The 17,861-nt window shown below is 28.9% G+C and carries 16 protein-coding genes; 11 read left to right on the forward strand and 5 right to left on the reverse strand.

What is annotated here, in order from left to right:
- Positions 1–11: 11 nt before the first annotated feature.
- Positions 12–1,088, forward strand: a complete 1,077-nt coding sequence (locus QM495_RS00050) for a bifunctional 3-deoxy-7-phosphoheptulonate synthase/chorismate mutase type II (protein ID WP_408670057.1) — start codon at positions 12–14, stop codon at positions 1,086–1,088.
- Between the two features lie 133 nt (positions 1,089–1,221).
- On the opposite strand, the gene QM495_RS00055 is transcribed toward QM495_RS00050, so the two are convergent.
- Positions 1,222–1,677, reverse strand: coding sequence for a hypothetical protein (locus QM495_RS00055; RefSeq protein WP_408670058.1), 456 nt, complete (start codon positions 1,675–1,677; stop codon positions 1,222–1,224).
- A gap of 111 nt (positions 1,678–1,788) precedes the next feature.
- Here QM495_RS00055 and rsgA point away from each other — a divergent pair, with 111 nt between their 5' ends.
- The 5 genes from rsgA (at position 1,789) to QM495_RS00080 (ending at position 7,922) form a co-directional block, all read left to right on the forward strand.
- Entirely contained in the window at positions 1,789–2,727 is a 939-nt protein-coding gene (gene rsgA, locus QM495_RS00060) for a ribosome small subunit-dependent GTPase A (protein WP_408670059.1), read from the forward strand.
- Positions 2,728–2,835: 108 nt separating this feature from the next.
- Entirely contained in the window at positions 2,836–3,288 is a 453-nt protein-coding gene (gene dtd / locus QM495_RS00065; protein ID WP_408670060.1) for a D-aminoacyl-tRNA deacylase, read from the forward strand.
- 40 nt (positions 3,289–3,328) lie between these two features.
- Entirely contained in the window at positions 3,329–5,233 is a 1,905-nt protein-coding gene (locus QM495_RS00070) for a DUF3857 domain-containing protein (protein ID WP_408670061.1), read from the forward strand.
- A 3-nt stretch (positions 5,234–5,236) separates the two neighbouring features.
- On the forward strand, positions 5,237–7,246 hold the full coding sequence (locus QM495_RS00075) for a DUF3857 domain-containing protein (RefSeq protein WP_408670062.1): 2,010 nt from the start codon (positions 5,237–5,239) through the stop codon (positions 7,244–7,246).
- 94 nt (positions 7,247–7,340) lie between these two features.
- On the forward strand, positions 7,341–7,922 hold the full coding sequence (locus tag QM495_RS00080; protein ID WP_408670063.1) for a YceI family protein: 582 nt from the start codon (positions 7,341–7,343) through the stop codon (positions 7,920–7,922).
- 13 nt (positions 7,923–7,935) lie between these two features.
- Here the strand turns inward: QM495_RS00080 and QM495_RS00085 are convergent, their stop codons facing one another.
- Positions 7,936–8,400 carry an Lrp/AsnC family transcriptional regulator gene (locus QM495_RS00085; protein ID WP_408670064.1) on the reverse strand — a complete coding sequence of 155 codons (465 nt, stop codon included), beginning with the start codon at positions 8,398–8,400 and terminating at the stop codon, positions 7,936–7,938.
- A gap of 156 nt (positions 8,401–8,556) precedes the next feature.
- Between QM495_RS00085 and QM495_RS00090 the strand changes: the two genes are divergently transcribed.
- Together QM495_RS00090 and QM495_RS00095 are read left to right on the forward strand one after the other, a co-directional pair.
- Positions 8,557–9,756 carry an aminotransferase class I/II-fold pyridoxal phosphate-dependent enzyme gene (locus QM495_RS00090; protein ID WP_408670065.1) on the forward strand — a complete coding sequence of 400 codons (1,200 nt, stop codon included), beginning with the start codon at positions 8,557–8,559 and terminating at the stop codon, positions 9,754–9,756.
- 108 nt (positions 9,757–9,864) lie between these two features.
- Positions 9,865–11,592: a Na+/H+ antiporter NhaC family protein gene (locus tag QM495_RS00095; protein WP_408670066.1), complete on the forward strand. Its 1,728-nt coding sequence runs from the start codon at positions 9,865–9,867 to the stop codon at positions 11,590–11,592.
- 11 nt (positions 11,593–11,603) lie between these two features.
- On the opposite strand, the gene QM495_RS00100 is transcribed toward QM495_RS00095, so the two are convergent.
- Entirely contained in the window at positions 11,604–13,994 is a 2,391-nt protein-coding gene (locus QM495_RS00100; RefSeq protein ID WP_408670067.1) for a putative porin, read from the reverse strand.
- Positions 13,995–14,169: 175 nt separating this feature from the next.
- Here QM495_RS00100 and QM495_RS00105 point away from each other — a divergent pair, with 175 nt between their 5' ends.
- Positions 14,170–14,772, forward strand: a complete 603-nt coding sequence (locus QM495_RS00105) for a ribonuclease HII (RefSeq protein ID WP_408670068.1) — start codon at positions 14,170–14,172, stop codon at positions 14,770–14,772.
- Between the two features lie 55 nt (positions 14,773–14,827).
- Entirely contained in the window at positions 14,828–15,880 is a 1,053-nt protein-coding gene (locus QM495_RS00110; RefSeq protein ID WP_408670069.1) for a nucleoid-associated protein, read from the forward strand.
- A 121-nt stretch (positions 15,881–16,001) separates the two neighbouring features.
- Here the strand turns inward: QM495_RS00110 and lipB are convergent, their stop codons facing one another.
- Together lipB and QM495_RS00120 are read right to left on the reverse strand one after the other, a co-directional pair.
- On the reverse strand, positions 16,002–16,709 hold the full coding sequence (gene lipB / locus QM495_RS00115; protein WP_408670070.1) for a lipoyl(octanoyl) transferase LipB: 708 nt from the start codon (positions 16,707–16,709) through the stop codon (positions 16,002–16,004).
- A complete protein-coding gene (locus QM495_RS00120; RefSeq protein WP_408670071.1) occupies positions 16,709–16,867 on the reverse strand; it encodes a YqaE/Pmp3 family membrane protein in 159 nt (52 codons plus the stop codon). Before QM495_RS00120 ends, lipB begins: the two co-directional genes overlap by 1 nt.
- Before the next feature lie 90 nt (positions 16,868–16,957).
- Here QM495_RS00120 and gldA point away from each other — a divergent pair, with 90 nt between their 5' ends.
- The gene (gene gldA / locus QM495_RS00125; RefSeq protein ID WP_408670072.1) at positions 16,958–17,851 is read left to right on the forward strand and encodes a gliding motility-associated ABC transporter ATP-binding subunit GldA; all 894 of its coding nucleotides are present in this window, start codon (positions 16,958–16,960) and stop codon (positions 17,849–17,851) included.
- Positions 17,852–17,861: the final 10 nt, after the last annotated feature.

A 17,861-nucleotide genomic window follows, 5' to 3' on the forward strand; every position in this document is an offset into this window, starting at 1 on the left:
AATAGTATACAATGGAAATTAAGAAAGAAAACAGACAGTGGTTAGATGCTATGAATTTAGCGCATCCAATAGTAATTGCAGGACCGTGTAGCGCGGAAACTGAAGAACAAGTATTAAAAACAGCTCATGAACTTAAAAATACAGATACCAATGTGTTTAGAGCTGGTATTTGGAAACCAAGAACGCGTCCGGGTGGTTTTGAAGGTGTTGGGGCTATAGGATTACCTTGGTTACAAAAAGTAAAAGAGGAAACCGGAATGTTGGTAACTACTGAAGTTGGTAATGCAAACCACGTAGAATTAGCGTTAAAACATGGTATAGATATCTTATGGATTGGCGCAAGAACTACCGTAAATCCTTTTGTAGTACAAGAAATTGCAGATGCTTTAAAAGGGGTAGATATTCCTGTGTTAGTTAAAAACCCAGTGAATCCAGATTTACCTTTGTGGTTGGGAGCTGTAGAACGCTTTCAAACAGCAGGAATTTCTCAATTAGGAGTGATTCATAGAGGGTTTTCTACGTATAACTCAATGTTTTATCGTAACAAACCAAAATGGCATTTGGCAATTGAATTGAAAAAAGAATTTCCAGACTTGCCATTAATTTTAGATCCTTCACACATTTGTGGGCGTAGAGATATAATTTTAGATGTTTCACAAACAGCTTTAGATTTAAATTATGATGGATTTATGATTGAAACTCATATTGATCCTGATAAAGCTTGGAGTGATGCAAAACAGCAAGTAACACCAGCAGATCTTCAGAAAATTACGGAAAATTTAAAAATTCGTCAAAAAAGTAGTAGTAAAGAGGAATTCCAATTAAAATTAGCGATGCACAGAAAAGAATTGGATTTAATTGATAGTACTATTATTGATGTTTTAGGAGATAGAATGGGAATTGCCAAAGAAATAGGAAAGTTAAAACATAAAGAAAATGTAGCTATTTTACAAAGTGGAAGATGGTCTGATATTATTGCAAAAATGGTGGAGGATGGAAAAGAAAAAGGGCTGAGTAAGGATTTTGTAGAAGAAATATTTAGAGCAATTCATGTGGAATCAATTCATGTTCAGCATCAAAATAAATAATTTTAATAGGTTGTTTAATAAGTTTTAAATTCGTCATCCCGAACTTGATTTGGAATTTCAAAATAAAGAAACTAAATCAAGTTCAGTTTGATGTAAATAGACTTTTTAAACAACCTCTTTTTTACAAGATGTGTTATTGCCTTAAACGTTTAAAAATATAGCGAGTTATATAAATTCCTTTTCCATCACCTTTTCCAGAATCACTTTCAACGCCACTGGTAACAAAAGCTAAATCCCAGCCTTCAGTAACCATGGCATTTATTTTTGAACTCATAAGAGCATCGTTCGAAGCAATATTTTTAAAATTAATACCAGCAATACTATAAAAATTAACCAATTTAGTTTCTTCAAACTGATTAATTTTAGCAGCAGATCTCTTTGTTTTGTTTTGCTTTTTGTTTTGAGCAGTTCTTAATGTTGTAAATTCTTTGTAATCTCTTTCTTCATCAGAAGAAATAATTCTAGATCTACCCAATCCCATAGGTACAATAGATTCAACGGTTGTGATAATTTTGTATTCATAACTTTGAGCATTGACTTCAATAATTGATGCGATACAAATAACAGCTGTAAGTAAAAATTTTTTCATATTTTTTTAATTTAATTGAGAGTAATAGCTACCCAAATATAGTCTATTTTTTTAACCTATATTTGTTGGATTATTTAGATAAAAGCATACCGAAGTAATTAATTTAATGGCGTGAAGGGAATTGTAACAAAATCTACTGGAAGTTGGTATACTGTTTATAAAGAAAATGGTACTAGAGTTGATTGTAGATTGAAAGGGAAGTTTAGAATTCAAGGTATAAAAAGTACCAATCCAGTTGCTGTTGGTGACCATGTGATATTTGAATATGAGAAAGGTAAAGAGACGGGAGTAATTCATAAAATTGAGGATCGGAAAAATTATATCATCCGTAAGTCGGTAAATCTTTCAAAGCAAACACACATTATTGCGGCAAATATAGATGTTGCTTTTTTAGTAGTTACTATTGATAATCCACCCACATTTCCAGGGTTTATAGATCGTTTTTTGGCCACTGCTGAAGCTTATAATATAAAATCGATACTTCTTTTTAATAAATTAGATTCCTATACAGATAGTCAGTTAGATAAACTTGCGGAATTAGATGCCGTTTATACCGATATTGGTTATAAATGCATTCCGATTTCTGCTACAAAAAACATTAATATTGATAAGGTAAAAGCCTTGATGAAAGATAAAACCACTATGTTTTCTGGTCATTCAGGAGTTGGAAAATCTACGTTGATAAATGCTATAGAACCTTCATTAAATTTAAAAACTTCCGAGATTTCAAAACAACATAAACAAGGATTACACACTACAACATTTGCTGAAATGTTTAAATTGAGTTTTGGCGGATTTATTATAGATACACCTGGAATTAAAGGATTTGGTGTTGTTGATTTTAAACCTGAACAAATAACCGATTATTTTCCGGAGTTTTTTAAATTAAAATCGAAGTGTAAATTTAACAACTGTATGCATATTAATGAGCCAAAATGTGCAATTAAACAAGCTGTTGAGGAAGGAGAAATTGCTTATTCAAGGTACAATAGTTATTTGCAAATGGTTGAAGGAGATGAAGAACATTATAGAACAGATATTTATAGTTAAGTGATGAGGAGAAGGATTTGATACGTCATCCTGAACTTATTTCAGGATCTCATATTTTGTAAATTCAACTTCCTAAATGAAAATTTAAAATAAATAATAATTTTTAAAATGAAAGCTGTAATACAAAGAGTTTCAGAAGCATCAGTAACTATTGAAAATGTAGTTGTTAGTAAAATTAATAACGGGTTGTTAATTTTAGTTGGAATTGAAGCAGAAGATAACCAGCAAGACATTGAATGGTTAACCAAAAAGATTGTAAACCTCCGTATTTTTGATGATGAAAATGGAGTGATGAATACTTCTTTATTACATGAAAATGGTGATGCCATTATTGTAAGTCAGTTTACGCTACAAGCAAGTACCAAAAAAGGAAATCGCCCATCTTATATAAAAGCTGCTAAACCTGAAATTGCGATTCCATTATATGAGGATTTTATTTCAGATTTTGAAAAGCATTTACAAAAAAAAGTTGGAACAGGTGAGTTTGGTGCAGATATGAAAGTATCACTTGTAAATGATGGGCCTGTTACCATACTAATTGATACAAAAAATAGAGTTTAACTTAATTTATTTTTTTACTTTTATAGAAATTTAAATTTCTATGAAAAAAATAAACCTTCTAGGTATATTCATCCTATTTTTCATCTCCATTACTTACTCACAAAAATATAACTTCAATAGTTCTAAAATTCCTGAAAATCTTAGGGAAAATGCTAATTCTGTAATTAGATTTGAGAATACCTTTATTGAAATTAAGTCTCAGCGTGAGATGTTGATAAATAGAGAGGGTGCAATAACTATTTACAATAAATTAGCAGATGATATTGCAGATATTACCATTTATTACGATAAGAGAAGAACAATACAAAAAGTTAACGGGTATATTTATGATGCATTTGGTAATGAAGTTAAAAAAATAAAGAAAAAAGAGTTTAAAGATTATAGCGCAACAGGAAGTGATTTGTATGGAGATAGTAGAGTGTTATATTATGATTATACTCCAATTTCTTATCCCTACACCATTTATTATAAATATCAAGTTAAAACATCAAATACAGCTTTTATACCTGGTTGGATACTTAATGGTAGTTATTATCAAAGTGTGCAAAAAGCTAAATTTACATTTAAATACCCATTAGATTTTAAGTTATTTAAATCAGAAAATAACTTTAAAGGATATGCTATTAAAACTACTGAAAATCCAGGAATACTGTCTTATGAAACTGAAGATATTGAAGCAATTAAAGAGGAGCCTTTTACACCATCTTTAACTAATTTTTTGCCATACACAAAGTTAGGAATTAATAAATTTAACTTAGAAGGTGTTGATGGAGAAGCTACAAACTGGAAAGAATTCGGGAAATGGTTTTATGATAATTTAATTGTTGGTACGCTTAGTTTGAAAGAAAGTACAAAGCAAAACATACAACGATTAACAGCTAAAACCTCAAATCCAATTGAAAAAGCTAAAATAGTATATGAGTTTGTCCAAAATAAAGTGAGATATATAAGTATCCAAATTGGTATTGGCGGCTATAAACCAATGCAAGCAAATGATGTTGATAATTTAGGATATGGAGATTGCAAGGCATTAACTAATTATACTTCGGCACTTCTTAGTGCAGTTGGAATAAAATCGTATCACACACTTATTTATGCAAATGAAAAAAGAAATTTAGATCCAAACGTAGCATCTCCACAAGGCAATCATATGATTTTATATGTTCCAATAGAAAATCAAGATTTTTGGTTAGAATGTACAAGCCAAGAACATCCATTTGCTGAAATTGGAAGTTTTACAGATGATAGAAATGCCCTTGTTTTGACTCCTGAAGGAGGTGAAATTAAACACACTAAAATTTATAATTCGATTGATAATAAACAAAAAACATTTGGTGGTTATTCTATTGATAGTTTAGGTTCCATTAACGCAAATGTAAGTATTGAAACAACAGGTTCGAGATATGATGTTCATTTAGGAAAATATCATGGGAAAAACAAAAAAGAGTTAGATTTGGAGTTTAAAAATTACTTCTTCAATATTAATAATATTAATTTTTCTAAAATTAGTACAACTAATAACAAAGGAGAAGCTAAGTATGAGGAAAATTTAGAATTTACGGCTTCCAATTACTCAACATTTAGTGGTGAACAGATGTTACTTACTATAAATGCTTTTAATAAAAATTCTTATGTTCCAAAACGCGTAAGAAATAGAAAGTTACCGTTTGAAATTTCAAGAGGATTTTTGGATATTGATGAGGTTGAGATACAATTACCCAACTCATTTGATGTTGAGTATATACCTGAAAGTATAGCGTTAAAAACACAATTTGGAACGTACGCTATGGAAATTACTAAAAAAGATGAATACACCTATTTTTATAAAAGAACGTTACAAATAGATGGGGGTAAGTTTGAGAAAGAATCCTATGAAGCGTATCGAAAATTCAGAAAGCAAATACGGAAATATGACAATTCAAAAATAATTTTAAACAAAAAATAATCTATGAAAAAGATAGTATTCACATTAGTTATACTTATGGTAAATCAATTATTTTCTCAAAACTATAAATTTGGAAAAGTTTCAAAAGAAGAGTTAAAAGAGGAATATTACCCATTAGATTCTTCTGCAAATGCTGCAGTTTTGTATAAAAAGAGGAAAACCTTCTTTAATTATGTACAAGGAGAAGGGTTTATGATAGTAACTGAAATTCATGAACGTATTAAAATTTATAATAGTGAAGGGTATGAATGGGCTACCAAACAAATAAAATATTATACTCCAAAAGGATCTAAACCTGAAAAAGTAAATAAAATAGAGGCAAAAACATACGTTTTTGAAAATGGTAAAATTGAATCGTATAAACTAAAAAAGAATGATATTTATAAGGAGATATTAAGTAAATATTGGTCTGAAAAAAAGTTTTCAATGCCGAATATAGATGAGGGATGTATTGTTGAATGGAAATATACAGTTACATCACCTTATAAAGGTATAGACAAAGTTAAAATGCAATATAACATACCTATTAAAAAATTTCAATGTAAAGTAGAAATACCTGAGTATTATAAATACAATGTTAAACAAACGGGTTATTTATCTATGAATTTGAGTTCAACGGTTGAAAATAAAAAAATTGTACTAAGAGATAAAACTAGAAGTGATGGTTTTAGGGCTCCTGCAGCAACGAGTTTTAGGTCACAAGATATTAATTTCACTACTAATGTTACAACTATTGAAAAGGATAATATGCCGGCTTTATTTGAGGAATCCTATGTTAATAATATAAATAATTACAGTGCCGGAGTTCAATATGAGCTTTCATCAATAAAAATGCCTAATGATATTATAAAATATTATTCTCAATCATGGGAAGATGTTGCCAAAACAATCTATAAGGCAGAAGAGTTTGGGAGGGAGTTAAATAAATCTAATTACTTTAAAGATGATTTAGAGCTCATTCTTAAAAAATATAGTGGACAAGAGCAAGTAGTATTAGCAATTTTTAATTTTGTAAAGCAAAAGGTAAAGTGGAATAACTATAAAGGAATATTTACAGATAAGGGAGTTAAAAAAGCCTATAAATCGGGATCTGGAAATACGGCAGATATTAATTTGATGTTAATTTCGATGCTTAGAGAAGCTAAAATCAATGCGCACCCAATTATTTTAAGTACCCGTGACCAAGGTATTCCAATTTTTCCAACAATAGATGGTTTTAATTATGTGATAGCTGCTGTTGAAATGGAAAAAGGCATTGTATTATTAGATGCAACTGAACAAAGCAGTACTCCAAATGTATTGCCATTAAGGGATTTGAATTGGAGAGGAAGAATCATAAAAGATGACAATACTTCAGATTGGGTAAATTTAATACCTGCTAAACCTTCTTTAGAAAACACAACTATCAATATTACTATTGATGAAGAAGGTTATATTGAAGGAATGCAACGTACAAGTTATACTGATTTGTTTGCTCTTAATTATAGAAATAAGTATTCAAAATTAAATAAAGAAACTAGCATTGAAAGAGTTGAAGAGAAAAATGAAGCTATTGAAATTATAGATTTTAGATTAACGAATAAGGATAAAATTGAGAAACCAGCTATTGAAATTTTTAAGTTCTCTTCGGAAGATTTGATTGATGTTATTGATAATAAAATGTATTTTAAACCTTTGTTGTTTAAGTCAATAATTGAAAATCCTTTTAAACTTGAAAAAAGAGAGTACCCCATTGATTTTGGAACACCTTTTAAAGAAAATACATCAATTAATTATACAATACCTGAAGGATATACTATTGAATCAATTCCAGAAAGTATAGCTATTGGATTAAGTGATAATTTAGGGGTTTTTAGATTTATGATTAAAGTTGCTAACAATAAAATTAATGTTCGATCTATATTAGAAATAAATACTGCGATTTTCCCAGCATTAAATTATCAAGAAATAAAAGAGTTTTATAAAGTAATGGTTAATAAAAATCTTGAAAAAATAGTTCTTAAAAAATTATAACGTTTAAGTTAAAAAAATATTAAAAATGAGAAGCTTATTATAAATAGTTACAATTTTGTACTACTATTGCAATTACTACTAACAAAATAAAAAAATGAAAACAACTAAAATTTTTACAATTGCTTTAGTTTTAATTACAATTTCTTTAACAACATTAAGTGCACAAGAAAAAAATAGTTTTAAGGTTGATATTACGAACTCAACAATTAATTGGAAAGGGTATAAACCAATGGGTTCTCATCATGGTACCATTGAACTTAAATGGGGAAACTTAACTATTGAAGGTGAGTATATAACAGGTTCTTTTGTGGCTGATATGTCAACAATTAAAGACGCCGATGGAAGTAAAAAACTAGAAGGTCATTTAAAATCAAAAGACTTTTTCGAAATAGAAGTATTTGCAACCTCTAAGTTTGAAATTTTAAAAACTGAAATGAAAGATGGAAAGTTACACGTTACAGGGAATTTAACAATTAAAGATGTGACTAAAGAAATTACGTTTCCTGTAATAATTACCAAAGGAGATGAAATGGTTACTTTAACCAGTGAAACTTTTCAAATTAACAGAGCGGATTACAAGATTCAATATAAGTCAAAAAGCTTTTTCAATAACTTAAAAGAAAAATTTATTAATGATAAATTTGACTTGCAAGTAAGCATTGTTGCAAAGAAATAAACACATAGTTTTTTTATGTCAAAGGTAAAATACTAGTATTTTTAGTAGATGACATTACAAACGTACTTTGTACATTTCTAACAGAAGCTAAAACAGATAATTTATTTTTCAAGAAATTTTGATAATTTTTCATGTCTTTTACAATAATTTTTAATAGGTAATCGTAGTTTCCTGCAACATGAAAACATTCTATAACCTCCTCCATTTTATTAATAGCAGCTTCAAACTTGTTAATTAACTCTTTGGAATGTACCAATAAAGTGACTTGACAAAAAACTTCAACATTGTATCCTATTTTTTCCTTATTTAAAACAGCAGTATAATTTTGTATAATGCCACTTTTTTCTAATCTTTTTATACGTTCATAAATAGGTGTTTGTGTTAGTTGTGTTTTTAAGGCCAATTCCTTGATGTTAATTTTTGAATTTTCTTGTAGAAGTGTTAGAATTTTTTTATCGATTTTATCTAAAGAGGTCATAATCAGTAATTTTTGCTAAAAATAGATATAAATTACTAAATTAAAAGAAAATAAAACTATTATTTAATGATGTATTAGTTTTTTTATCTAAAATATTAAATTTATTCAGTTTATTAACTTGTGTATTTGTAATTTTATAAGATAAATAAATTAATTATGAGCAATAAACCAGCAAACAACATTCAAGATTTACAATATTTTGGAGAGTTTGGAGGTGTAAATCCTTCAATTTCAGATTCAGCAACCTATACATTTATACATGCAAAAACAATGCTTGACACTTTTGAAGGTCACGCAGAAGGATGTTATTTATACTCACGTCATACAAGTCCAAGTAACTTATATTTAAGTGAAGCTTTGGCCGCGATGGAATTTACAGAAACAGCAAATGTAGCAGCTTCAGGAATGGGAGCAATTACTTCTGTTTTGTTACAAGTTTGTGGTGCAGGTGACCATATTGTATCTAGTAGAACAATTTATGGAGGTTCGTATGCATTTTTAAAGAACTTTGCACCAAAACTAAATATTTCTACATCATTTGTTGATATTACTTCTTTAGAAAAAATTGAAGCGGCAATAAATGACAATACAAAAATGATTTATTGTGAGTTAATTAGTAATCCGTTATTGGAAATTGCAAATATTGTTGAGCTATCTAAAATTGCTAAAAAGCATAATGTATTGTTAGTGGTTGATAACACATTCTCCCCATTAATTTTTTCTCCTCAAAAATTAGGAGCTGATATTACAATTCATAGTTTAACAAAATTTATTAATGGAACTAATGATACTGTAGGAGGTGTTGTTTGTGGTTCACAAGCATTTATTGATAGTTTAAGAAGTGTGAATGATGGAGCAGCGATGTTATTAGGCCCTGTTATGGATAGTTTTCGTTCGGCAAGTATTTTAAAAAACGTAAGAACACTTCATATTAGAATGAAAAAACATAGTGAAAATGCACAATTTTTAGCAGAACATTTTGAGAATGATGGTTTAAAAGTAGTGTATCCAGGATTAAAAAGTCATAAAGACCATGAACTTTTTAAAACAATGTATAATGAAGAATATGGCTTTGGTGGTATTATGACAATTGATGCAGGGACTATAGATAAAGCAAATGAATTAATGGAATTAATGCAGCATAATAACTTAGGTTATTTAGCCGTAAGTTTAGGTTTTTATAAAACATTATTTAGTGCACCAGGTACAAGTACGTCGTCTGAAATTCCAGAAGAGGAACAAGTAAAAATGGGGCTTTCAGAAGGGATTGTTCGTTTTTCAATAGGTTTAGATAATGATATTGAAAGAACCTATAGAGCAATGCATCAATGTATGACTCAAGTTGGAATTTTATAGTTTAATTTTCTTTTTTCAAAACAAAAAAACCTTCTCAATTTTTGAGAAGGTTTTTTTGTTGCAAAAAGCATCAAATTTGTGTATTATTACATTCCTAAACAACATAGAATGTCAGAAAATAAAAACATTTCAGAATTTAAAGCAGGTGATATTACAATTATTGAAAACACAGAGCTACATATTTGGAAAGCTGTTTTACCTATTGTTGTTTTAGTTGGATTACTGGCTTTTAATGTTTTTGTGTATGGAGATAATGCTTTGAGTGGAAGCAATCAGTTTATTTTGTTAATGGGAGCTGCTGTTGCTGCTATTGTTGGGTTTACAAATAAAGTTTCTTATAAAATAATGATTGATGAAGTTGCTGAAAATGTTAAATCTACTACAAGTGCTATTTTAATTTTATTAATGGTAGGTGCTTTAGCAGGTACTTGGTTAATTAGTGGAATTATTCCTTCTATGATTTATTTTGGCTTGCAAATTTTAAATCCTACGATATTTCTAGCTGCCTCTTTAATAATTTGTGTAATCGTATCAACAGCAACTGGAAGTAGTTGGACAACCTCTGCAACTATGGGGATTGCTTTAATGGGTATTGGTAGTGCCTTGGGCGTACCTAGTGGTATGACTGCTGGAGCTGTTTTATCAGGAGCTTATTTTGGTGATAAAATGTCACCACTTTCCGATACCACTAATTTAGCTCCTGCTATGGCGGGAGGAGAATTGTTTGACCACATAAAATACATGACTTTAACTACGGTTCCTACTATTTTAATTACGTTATTAGTTTTCATTATTCTAGGATTTAATATTCATCCTGAAGGTGTTGCAAATACATCAGAAATGATGATGGGAATAAAATCTTCTTTTCATGTAACGCCTTGGCTTTTTCTAGTGCCATTGGTTGTAATTGTTTTAATCATAAAAAAAACATCTCCATTAATAGCTTTAATTATTGGTACATTATTAGGTGGCCTATTTGCTATTATTTTTCAAACTGCAATTATTTGGAATCAAGGTTTGAGATATCATATATCAAAAGTTCCTGAAAATTTAACTCATTTAGTTTCTTGGGAAGGTATGTCGGCAAATAATTATCAAGATCCAGGAACTTATAAATTGGTTGCAAATTCAGAGAATATTTCAATTCAGAATCCTATAATTTTAAATTTACCTCAATCTAATAAAAAGGTAACTGCTATTTTTAAACAACAATCTAATATTTTAAAAAATGGACAAGTAATTGGGACTATTGAAGTGAATGCAACACCAACTTCGTTTTTTAAAACTGCTTATTTTGCGGTGATGAATGCCATGACGATTGAAACGTCTATTCATACGGATAGCGAAAAATTAAACGATTTATTTTCTGCAAATGGAATGGGAGGAATGCTTGGAACTATTTGGTTAATATTATGTGCAATGACGTTTGGAGGTGTTATGGATGCCATAGGTGCTTTGGCTAAAATTAGTAATGCAATTTTAAATTTGTTCAATTCTATTTTTGGATTATTTGCAAGTACTGTTTTTAGTTGTATTACTTTAAATGCTACTGCCTCAGATCAATATTTAGCAATTGTAGTACCGGGTAAAATGTATGCAAAAGCCTTTAAAGATAGAGGACTAGCTCCTGAAAATTTAAGTAGAACTTTGGAAGATGCTGGGACGGTAACGTCAGCATTAGTTCCTTGGAATACTGGAGGAGCATACCAATCAGGAGTTTTAGGAGTGGGCGTTCAGGAGTATTTTGTATATGCCATCTTTAACTGGTTAAGTCCAATTATGACGTTGATATTTGCTGCATTTCGAATTAAAATAAAAAAATTAGTTACTAAATAGTTTCGTTTATCTTAAATAAACCAATTCCAAACTATTCCAAAACGAACGGTTAAATCTCTGTAAGGATAATTAGGTGCAGAATAGTAAGTTCTACCCGTAAAACTTGCATTTAAGTTTTCTACTTTTAAAAATATACGAGTTCTTCTTATTTGTGCATTTGCAAAGAAATCAATAACTGGAAAATTCCCTATTTCAGTGTTGTTTTGAATTGTAAATTCACTTAATAACGGATTGTATGCATTTGCTTTAAATGAAGTAAAATATTTAAAAGTTACACCCGTTTGTAAATACATTGGTTTCCCTTTAAAAACATAACTAGAATAATAGAAAGTATTTCTTGTAACTACTTCAGGAACTCTAAAAAATGCTTCACCTTTAGAAACATTTTGATACATTACTGTATTGTCTAATGTAAATTTTTTATAAGTAAAAGCTTTGCTAGCTTTTACTTTTATATAGTTTAAAGTTTCAGTTGCTTGTGTAGGTTTAGAATTTTCATTGAAATAAGTATAATTGTCAATTAAATGATAACTAGCCTTTAAATTCCCCCATTTAGTGGCTGTAAATTCTACACCAATAGTCGAAATTTCTTCATTGGTAAAATTTGTTTGCCAATTGTAATTTAAATAATCACTTTGGTATAACAATTTATTAAAATCGGGAGTTTTAGACGTAAATTCGGCAAATCCTTTAAAACTATAGACGCTATCTTTTTTAATCATTGCAGAAGCTTTTAAGGAGCTTCCTGTAATATCACCAATAATTATTGAAGAGGCATCAGCATTTAAAGATACGTTACCAAACTGTGTTTTCCATTCTCCACCAACAGCAATGGCATTTCCTTTTATTTTATCAGCAATGGTTTGAGAATCATAAAATAAAATACTGTTGTAATGGTAATTATAGTTGTAATAATTAACTGTAGCTTTCAAACTGCCAGTATATGGAGAGTTTAATTGTACATAAAACTGGTTATCTAATTTTTGATAAGAGGTATGATCAACAATACTCGATTCAAAAGCATCTCCAAAAATATCGTTCGCACTTGCTTGTTTAAATCTATAATGTTTGGTCTCATACATGAAATGATGTCCAAATTTTGCATTGAAATAAGAACTTTTATGAAGAGTAATTAATTGAGAAGAATCGGTTTTAATTTTAGTAGCAATAACTTCTAAAGAATCTATTTTTTTTAATCTTTCAATTGCGGCAGAATCAAGTTTAACAATAGAATCATTATTTTTCAAAATCTTTTTTAGAGTTAAAGAATCAGTTTCTTGTGTATTTTTTTGAGAAATTGAATCGTTTTTAACAATAACGTTCTTAATGCTTGAAATTGTTTTCATTGTTAATGAATCAACTTCAATAAGTTGATTAACTGAAACTTTGTTCGTTTTATTAATATTATTTATTTCTTTAATGGGTGATTTTTTTGTTAAATGAGCACCTTTAATTAAAGATTTTCCTTTTTGATTTCTGGAATTAGAACTACCCCTGTTTTTTAAGGCATCAATTTGTTTTTGTACAGCGTTATATTTTTTCAGCTTAGTTGAGATAGTTAAGTTATGCTCCTCAATTTTATTTTTTTTGGAAAATAAAGTTATTTCCTGTTCAAAATAATAACGCTTTCCTTCTAATAAATTTTCTGCATCCGTAAAATTCACATCCAACCTTGCTCTATCGGTATAATTGGGGTCATTAATTTCAAAATATGCAATAGATTCGGGAGTTAAACCACCATTTTCATTATTTAGTAAATCAAATGATGAAAAATGACCTCTGGCAAAGTATTTTTTATTTTTTGAATGATAATTAAAAGTAGCTCTAAAATTTCCGTGACTTGCCAACGAATATCTATATTTTCCAAGAGATCGTAATCCTTTATAAGCAATAGAAAAATTGAATTGTCGTGAAGTATTCATAGTTAAAAAAGCATCTAAAACCTGTCCTTGTTCTAAACCCGTTTTATACATAATTTCAGAAGTTGGTGTTGGAACTTCATAATATGAGATGTCTTCAGTTTTGAAATAATTAAACTGTTTTGCGTTTGCACCTATGGTTGGTAACAATGAATTATGTTCAAAATCATAACCTAATTTATTATAAGTCTGCCCTTGATTATGAAATGGTAATAACTCAAAATTATCTTTTCTTAAATAATTAAATTTAAAGTCCTTTTGTAAAGTTAAAGTAGTATCAACTACTGTAGTATCGTTATGGATTGATATTATTTTATAGTCCGTATATTTTGTGAGTCCATCAAGCTTAATTTCAACTTGTTCGTTAAATGAAGTGGTATCATTTTGAAAAAGTTGTTTTTTTGATCTCACTAATTGCTCTCTTTGTGCAGATGCATCAAAAATAAAAATTGTTAAGAATACTACAAATAATAGTTGTTTCATAAAAAATATTAAGTTGCAAAGGTAAAATATTTGAACGAATTGAAATAGACTTTATTTTATGCTCGAATAAAAAATTTACGAAAGAATAAATTATATCAAAAAGAGTACAGTAAAAAAGAGAAGCGGGAATTTTAAAATTAATAATATTTAATAATTTACATTAAATTTGTGCATTATGGGACTTAAAAAACAATTTTTAAAAAACAGTATTGAAGCGGGTACAGATGAAGCGGGGAGAGGCTGTTTGTCTGGTCCTGTAGTTGCTGCAGCTGTTATTTTACCTGCTAATTTTAAGCACCCTTTATTAAACGATTCAAAACAGTTATCTGAAAAACAACGTGAAGAATTACGACCATTTATTGAGAAATATGCGTTGGCATTTGGTGTTTCGTATATTTTTGAAGCTAAAATTGATAAAATAAATATATTGCAGGCATCTATTTTAGCCATGCATAAAGCTATTGAAAAACTTAAAATTACACCTGAGCATATTATTGTTGATGGTAATAAATTTAATCCATACCCAAATATTCCACACACAACTATTGTTAAAGGCGATGCTAAATTTATGAGTATTGCAGCCGCTTCAGTATTGGCAAAAACACATAGAGATGATTTTATGTTGAAATTAGATGCAGAGTTTCCTCAGTATTTTTGGAAAAAAAATAAAGGATATCCAACCAAACAACACAGAGATGCAATTAGAGCTTTTGGTGCAACTAAATACCATAGGAAATCTTTTAGATTATTGCCAGAGCAGTTAAAATTAGCGTTGTAATTTTTGAAAAAATCATCGTAAAAATGATACATTTGCGTTCGTAAAAATGTAACTGATGATAAAAAGAAACCGAGCAACCATTTCAAAGTTTATAATTCATAAAGTAGGAAACAAGTTTAACAGTGCTACTAATATTTTTTCTGAAAACACCATTACTTTTGATGAAGAAAGTTACGAATTGATGAAACCTTTTTTACTAAAACCTTTTGGAAATGTAAGTGAAAGTTTTCGTTTTAATCATCATGCAAATATTGAGTTAAACGAACTTAATAATTATTCTTCTGAAATTTTTAAAGATGAATCTACTTTTGTAGAAATTTCTAAACACATTGTAAATCATTTATTTGAACAATCAAATTCGGCGCAAATTAAAATTGGAGATGTTATAATTGCCTTGTTTGAAGATATTGAATATAAAGAAGTTATGACCCAAGCTATTGGGATTTTTAAAATTGAAAATAAAATTAATTTCTTTCAAACATTTATGGAAAAAGACAGTTTAGATGTGTTTGTTCAAAAGGGGATTAGTACCAAAAAATTGGATAAAGGTTGTTTAATTATTAATTCAACAGATGCTGAAGGTAAAGTAGTTTTAAGTGTAGATACTAATAATTATGATGCGCAATATTGGTTAAATAATTTTTTAAATGTAAAATATGCCGATGATAACAATCAGCATACTCAAAATTACATTGAAATGTGCAAAGACTTTTCCGAAGAAGTAATTAAAGAAGACTTTGGAATTCACGAAAAAAGCAAATTTTTAGCTAAAACAGTTGACTTCTTTAAAGAAAATGAATCAATTAACATCAACGATTTTAAGGAAGATATTTTTGAAGATAATGAAGAGCGTAAAACCTTATTTGACGATTATAAAAAAAAATTTGAAGCGGTAAACGATGTATTGGTTAGAAACCAATTTGCAGTATCTGATATTGTGTTGAAAAAGCAAAAGCAAAAAATAAAAACAGAAATAAAACTAGATACCAATATTCAAATTAAATTAGATATTGATGCTCCAGATGCTGCGAGCGAATACTTAGAAAAAGGGTATGATGAAGAGAAAAAAATGAAATTTTATAAAGTCTATTTTAACGAAGAAAATTAGTTTACACTAAAGTTAAAGTTGTTGTTAATTTTGTTTTGTCATTCATGCAAAAGAAGAATTGAACACTTTCATAGATTTTCACCTTCACTGGAATAATATTCTAAGTATAAAACAATAGACATTAACCAATTTTTTCATCAACAAATACAACTTCAAAAAGTATTGAGAAATTTTTTAAAATTTTATCTTTTACATCATCTAAAGGAACTTTCCTTCCCAATTCAACTTCTAAGGAAGTAACGGCTTTACCTTTAATTCCACATGGAATAATATGATCAAAATAGCCTAAATTGGTATTTACATTTAATGCAAACCCGTGCATGGTTACCCATCTACTAGCTCTAACACCCAACGCACAAATTTTACGAGCAAAAGGAGTTCCTACATCTAGCCAAACTCCTGTTTCACCTTCACTACGTTCAGATTTGATGCCATAATCACCCAATGTTTTAATAATAACTTCTTCTAAAAATCGTAAGTATTTGTGAATATCTGTAAAAAAATTACCTAAATCTAAAATTGGGTAACCCACAATTTGACCAGGACCGTGATATGTAATATCACCACCTCTATTAATTTTATAAAATGTAGCTCCTTTGGCTTTTAATTGAGCTTCATTAAGTAATAAATTACTTAAATCACCATTTTTCCCTAAAGTATATACGTGTGGATGTTCTACAAATAGAAAATAATTTGGAGTAGGAGTCGTTAAATTATTTTTTCGATTGTTAATTTTTATATCAACTACACTTTTAAAAAGTTTTTCTTGATATTCCCAAGTTTCGTTATAATCTTTTAAGCCTAACTCTTCTAGTTTAACTTTTTGCATTAGTTTTTAGGGTTGTTATTAATAATTAAAGCTGCAATTACACCAGGAATCCAGCCTAGGCAAGTTAAAATAAATACAATTACTATAGATCCACAGCCTTTGTCAATAACAGCTAAAGGAGGGAAAATAACACATAAAATAACTCTAAAACAACCCATTTAAAAATTTCATCAAAGGTCTAAAAAATATATTTAGGATACAACGTTATTTATGAAAGGTAAATTGTAATTAAAATGTATTTTTGTTAAATGTCTATTGAAGTTAAAAATATTTCCAAAGTGTTTGGAGAACAAAAAGTATTAAATGCTATTAGTTTTTCTATAAAAAAAGGTGAAATTGTTGGATTTTTAGGCCCTAATGGTGCTGGAAAATCTACCCTAATGAAAATACTTACAGGGTACATAAAACCTACTGTAGGTATTGCTTTGATTAATAATTTTGATATAAGTACTCATACAATTGAAGCGCAAAAAGGTATTGGTTATTTGCCAGAAAACAATCCGTTGTATTTAGAGATGTATGTAAAGGAATATTTATTGTTTAATGCAGCTATTCATAAAATCTCTAAAACAAAAGTTGCTGAAATTATAACTAAAGTAGGTTTAACTCCTGAAGCACATAAAAAAATTAACCAACTCTCAAAAGGGTATAAACAGCGTGTGGGTTTGGCTTCGGCTTTATTGCACAATCCTGAAGTATTAATTTTAGATGAGCCAACTACGGGTTTAGATCCAAATCAATTGGTTGAAATTAGAAATTTAATAAAAGAAGTAGGGAAAGATAAAACGGTGCTATTCTCCACTCATATTATGCAAGAGGTAGAGGCAATTTGTGATCGTGTAATTTTAATAAATAAAGGAGAATTAATTGCTGATAAAAAATTGAATGAACTTAAAACGGGTCAAGAACAACTAATTGAAGTAGAGTTTGATCTTCAAGTTGAAAAACAATTTATTTCTGCGATTGAACATTTAAAATTTGCTGATAATATCCATGACACTACGTGGGATTTAACTTTTAATACTAAAAAAGATATGCGCTCTGTAGTTTTTGATTTTGCTCAAGAAAACGGACTCAAAATTTTAAGTTTAACTACGAAAAACAAAAATTTAGAAAGTTTATTTAGAGAGCTTACGAGTTAAAATTAGTTTA

This window comes from Lutibacter sp., assembly GCF_046055765.1.
In the GTDB taxonomy this organism is placed as follows: domain Bacteria; phylum Bacteroidota; class Bacteroidia; order Flavobacteriales; family Flavobacteriaceae; genus Lutibacter.

Excerpts from the sequence above, each read along its gene's own strand:
- QM495_RS00050 (WP_408670057.1), top strand. The coding sequence starts at position 12 with ATGGAAATTAAGAAAGAAAACAGACAGTGGTTAGATGCTATGAATTTA.
- QM495_RS00055 (WP_408670058.1), bottom strand. The coding sequence starts at position 1,677 with ATGAAAAAATTTTTACTTACAGCTGTTATTTGTATCGCATCAATTATT.
- dtd (WP_408670060.1), top strand. The coding sequence starts at position 2,836 with ATGAAAGCTGTAATACAAAGAGTTTCAGAAGCATCAGTAACTATTGAA.
- QM495_RS00070 (WP_408670061.1), top strand. The coding sequence starts at position 3,329 with ATGAAAAAAATAAACCTTCTAGGTATATTCATCCTATTTTTCATCTCC.
- QM495_RS00075 (WP_408670062.1), top strand. The coding sequence starts at position 5,237 with ATGAAAAAGATAGTATTCACATTAGTTATACTTATGGTAAATCAATTA.
- QM495_RS00080 (WP_408670063.1), top strand. The coding sequence starts at position 7,341 with ATGAAAACAACTAAAATTTTTACAATTGCTTTAGTTTTAATTACAATT.
- QM495_RS00085 (WP_408670064.1), bottom strand. The coding sequence starts at position 8,400 with ATGACCTCTTTAGATAAAATCGATAAAAAAATTCTAACACTTCTACAA.
- QM495_RS00090 (WP_408670065.1), top strand. The coding sequence starts at position 8,557 with ATGAGCAATAAACCAGCAAACAACATTCAAGATTTACAATATTTTGGA.
- QM495_RS00095 (WP_408670066.1), top strand. The coding sequence starts at position 9,865 with ATGTCAGAAAATAAAAACATTTCAGAATTTAAAGCAGGTGATATTACA.
- QM495_RS00100 (WP_408670067.1), bottom strand. The coding sequence starts at position 13,994 with ATGAAACAACTATTATTTGTAGTATTCTTAACAATTTTTATTTTTGAT.
- QM495_RS00105 (WP_408670068.1), top strand. The coding sequence starts at position 14,170 with ATGGGACTTAAAAAACAATTTTTAAAAAACAGTATTGAAGCGGGTACA.
- QM495_RS00110 (WP_408670069.1), top strand. The coding sequence starts at position 14,828 with ATGATAAAAAGAAACCGAGCAACCATTTCAAAGTTTATAATTCATAAA.
- lipB (WP_408670070.1), bottom strand. The coding sequence starts at position 16,709 with ATGCAAAAAGTTAAACTAGAAGAGTTAGGCTTAAAAGATTATAACGAA.
- QM495_RS00120 (WP_408670071.1), bottom strand. The coding sequence starts at position 16,867 with ATGGGTTGTTTTAGAGTTATTTTATGTGTTATTTTCCCTCCTTTAGCT.
- gldA (WP_408670072.1), top strand. The coding sequence starts at position 16,958 with ATGTCTATTGAAGTTAAAAATATTTCCAAAGTGTTTGGAGAACAAAAA.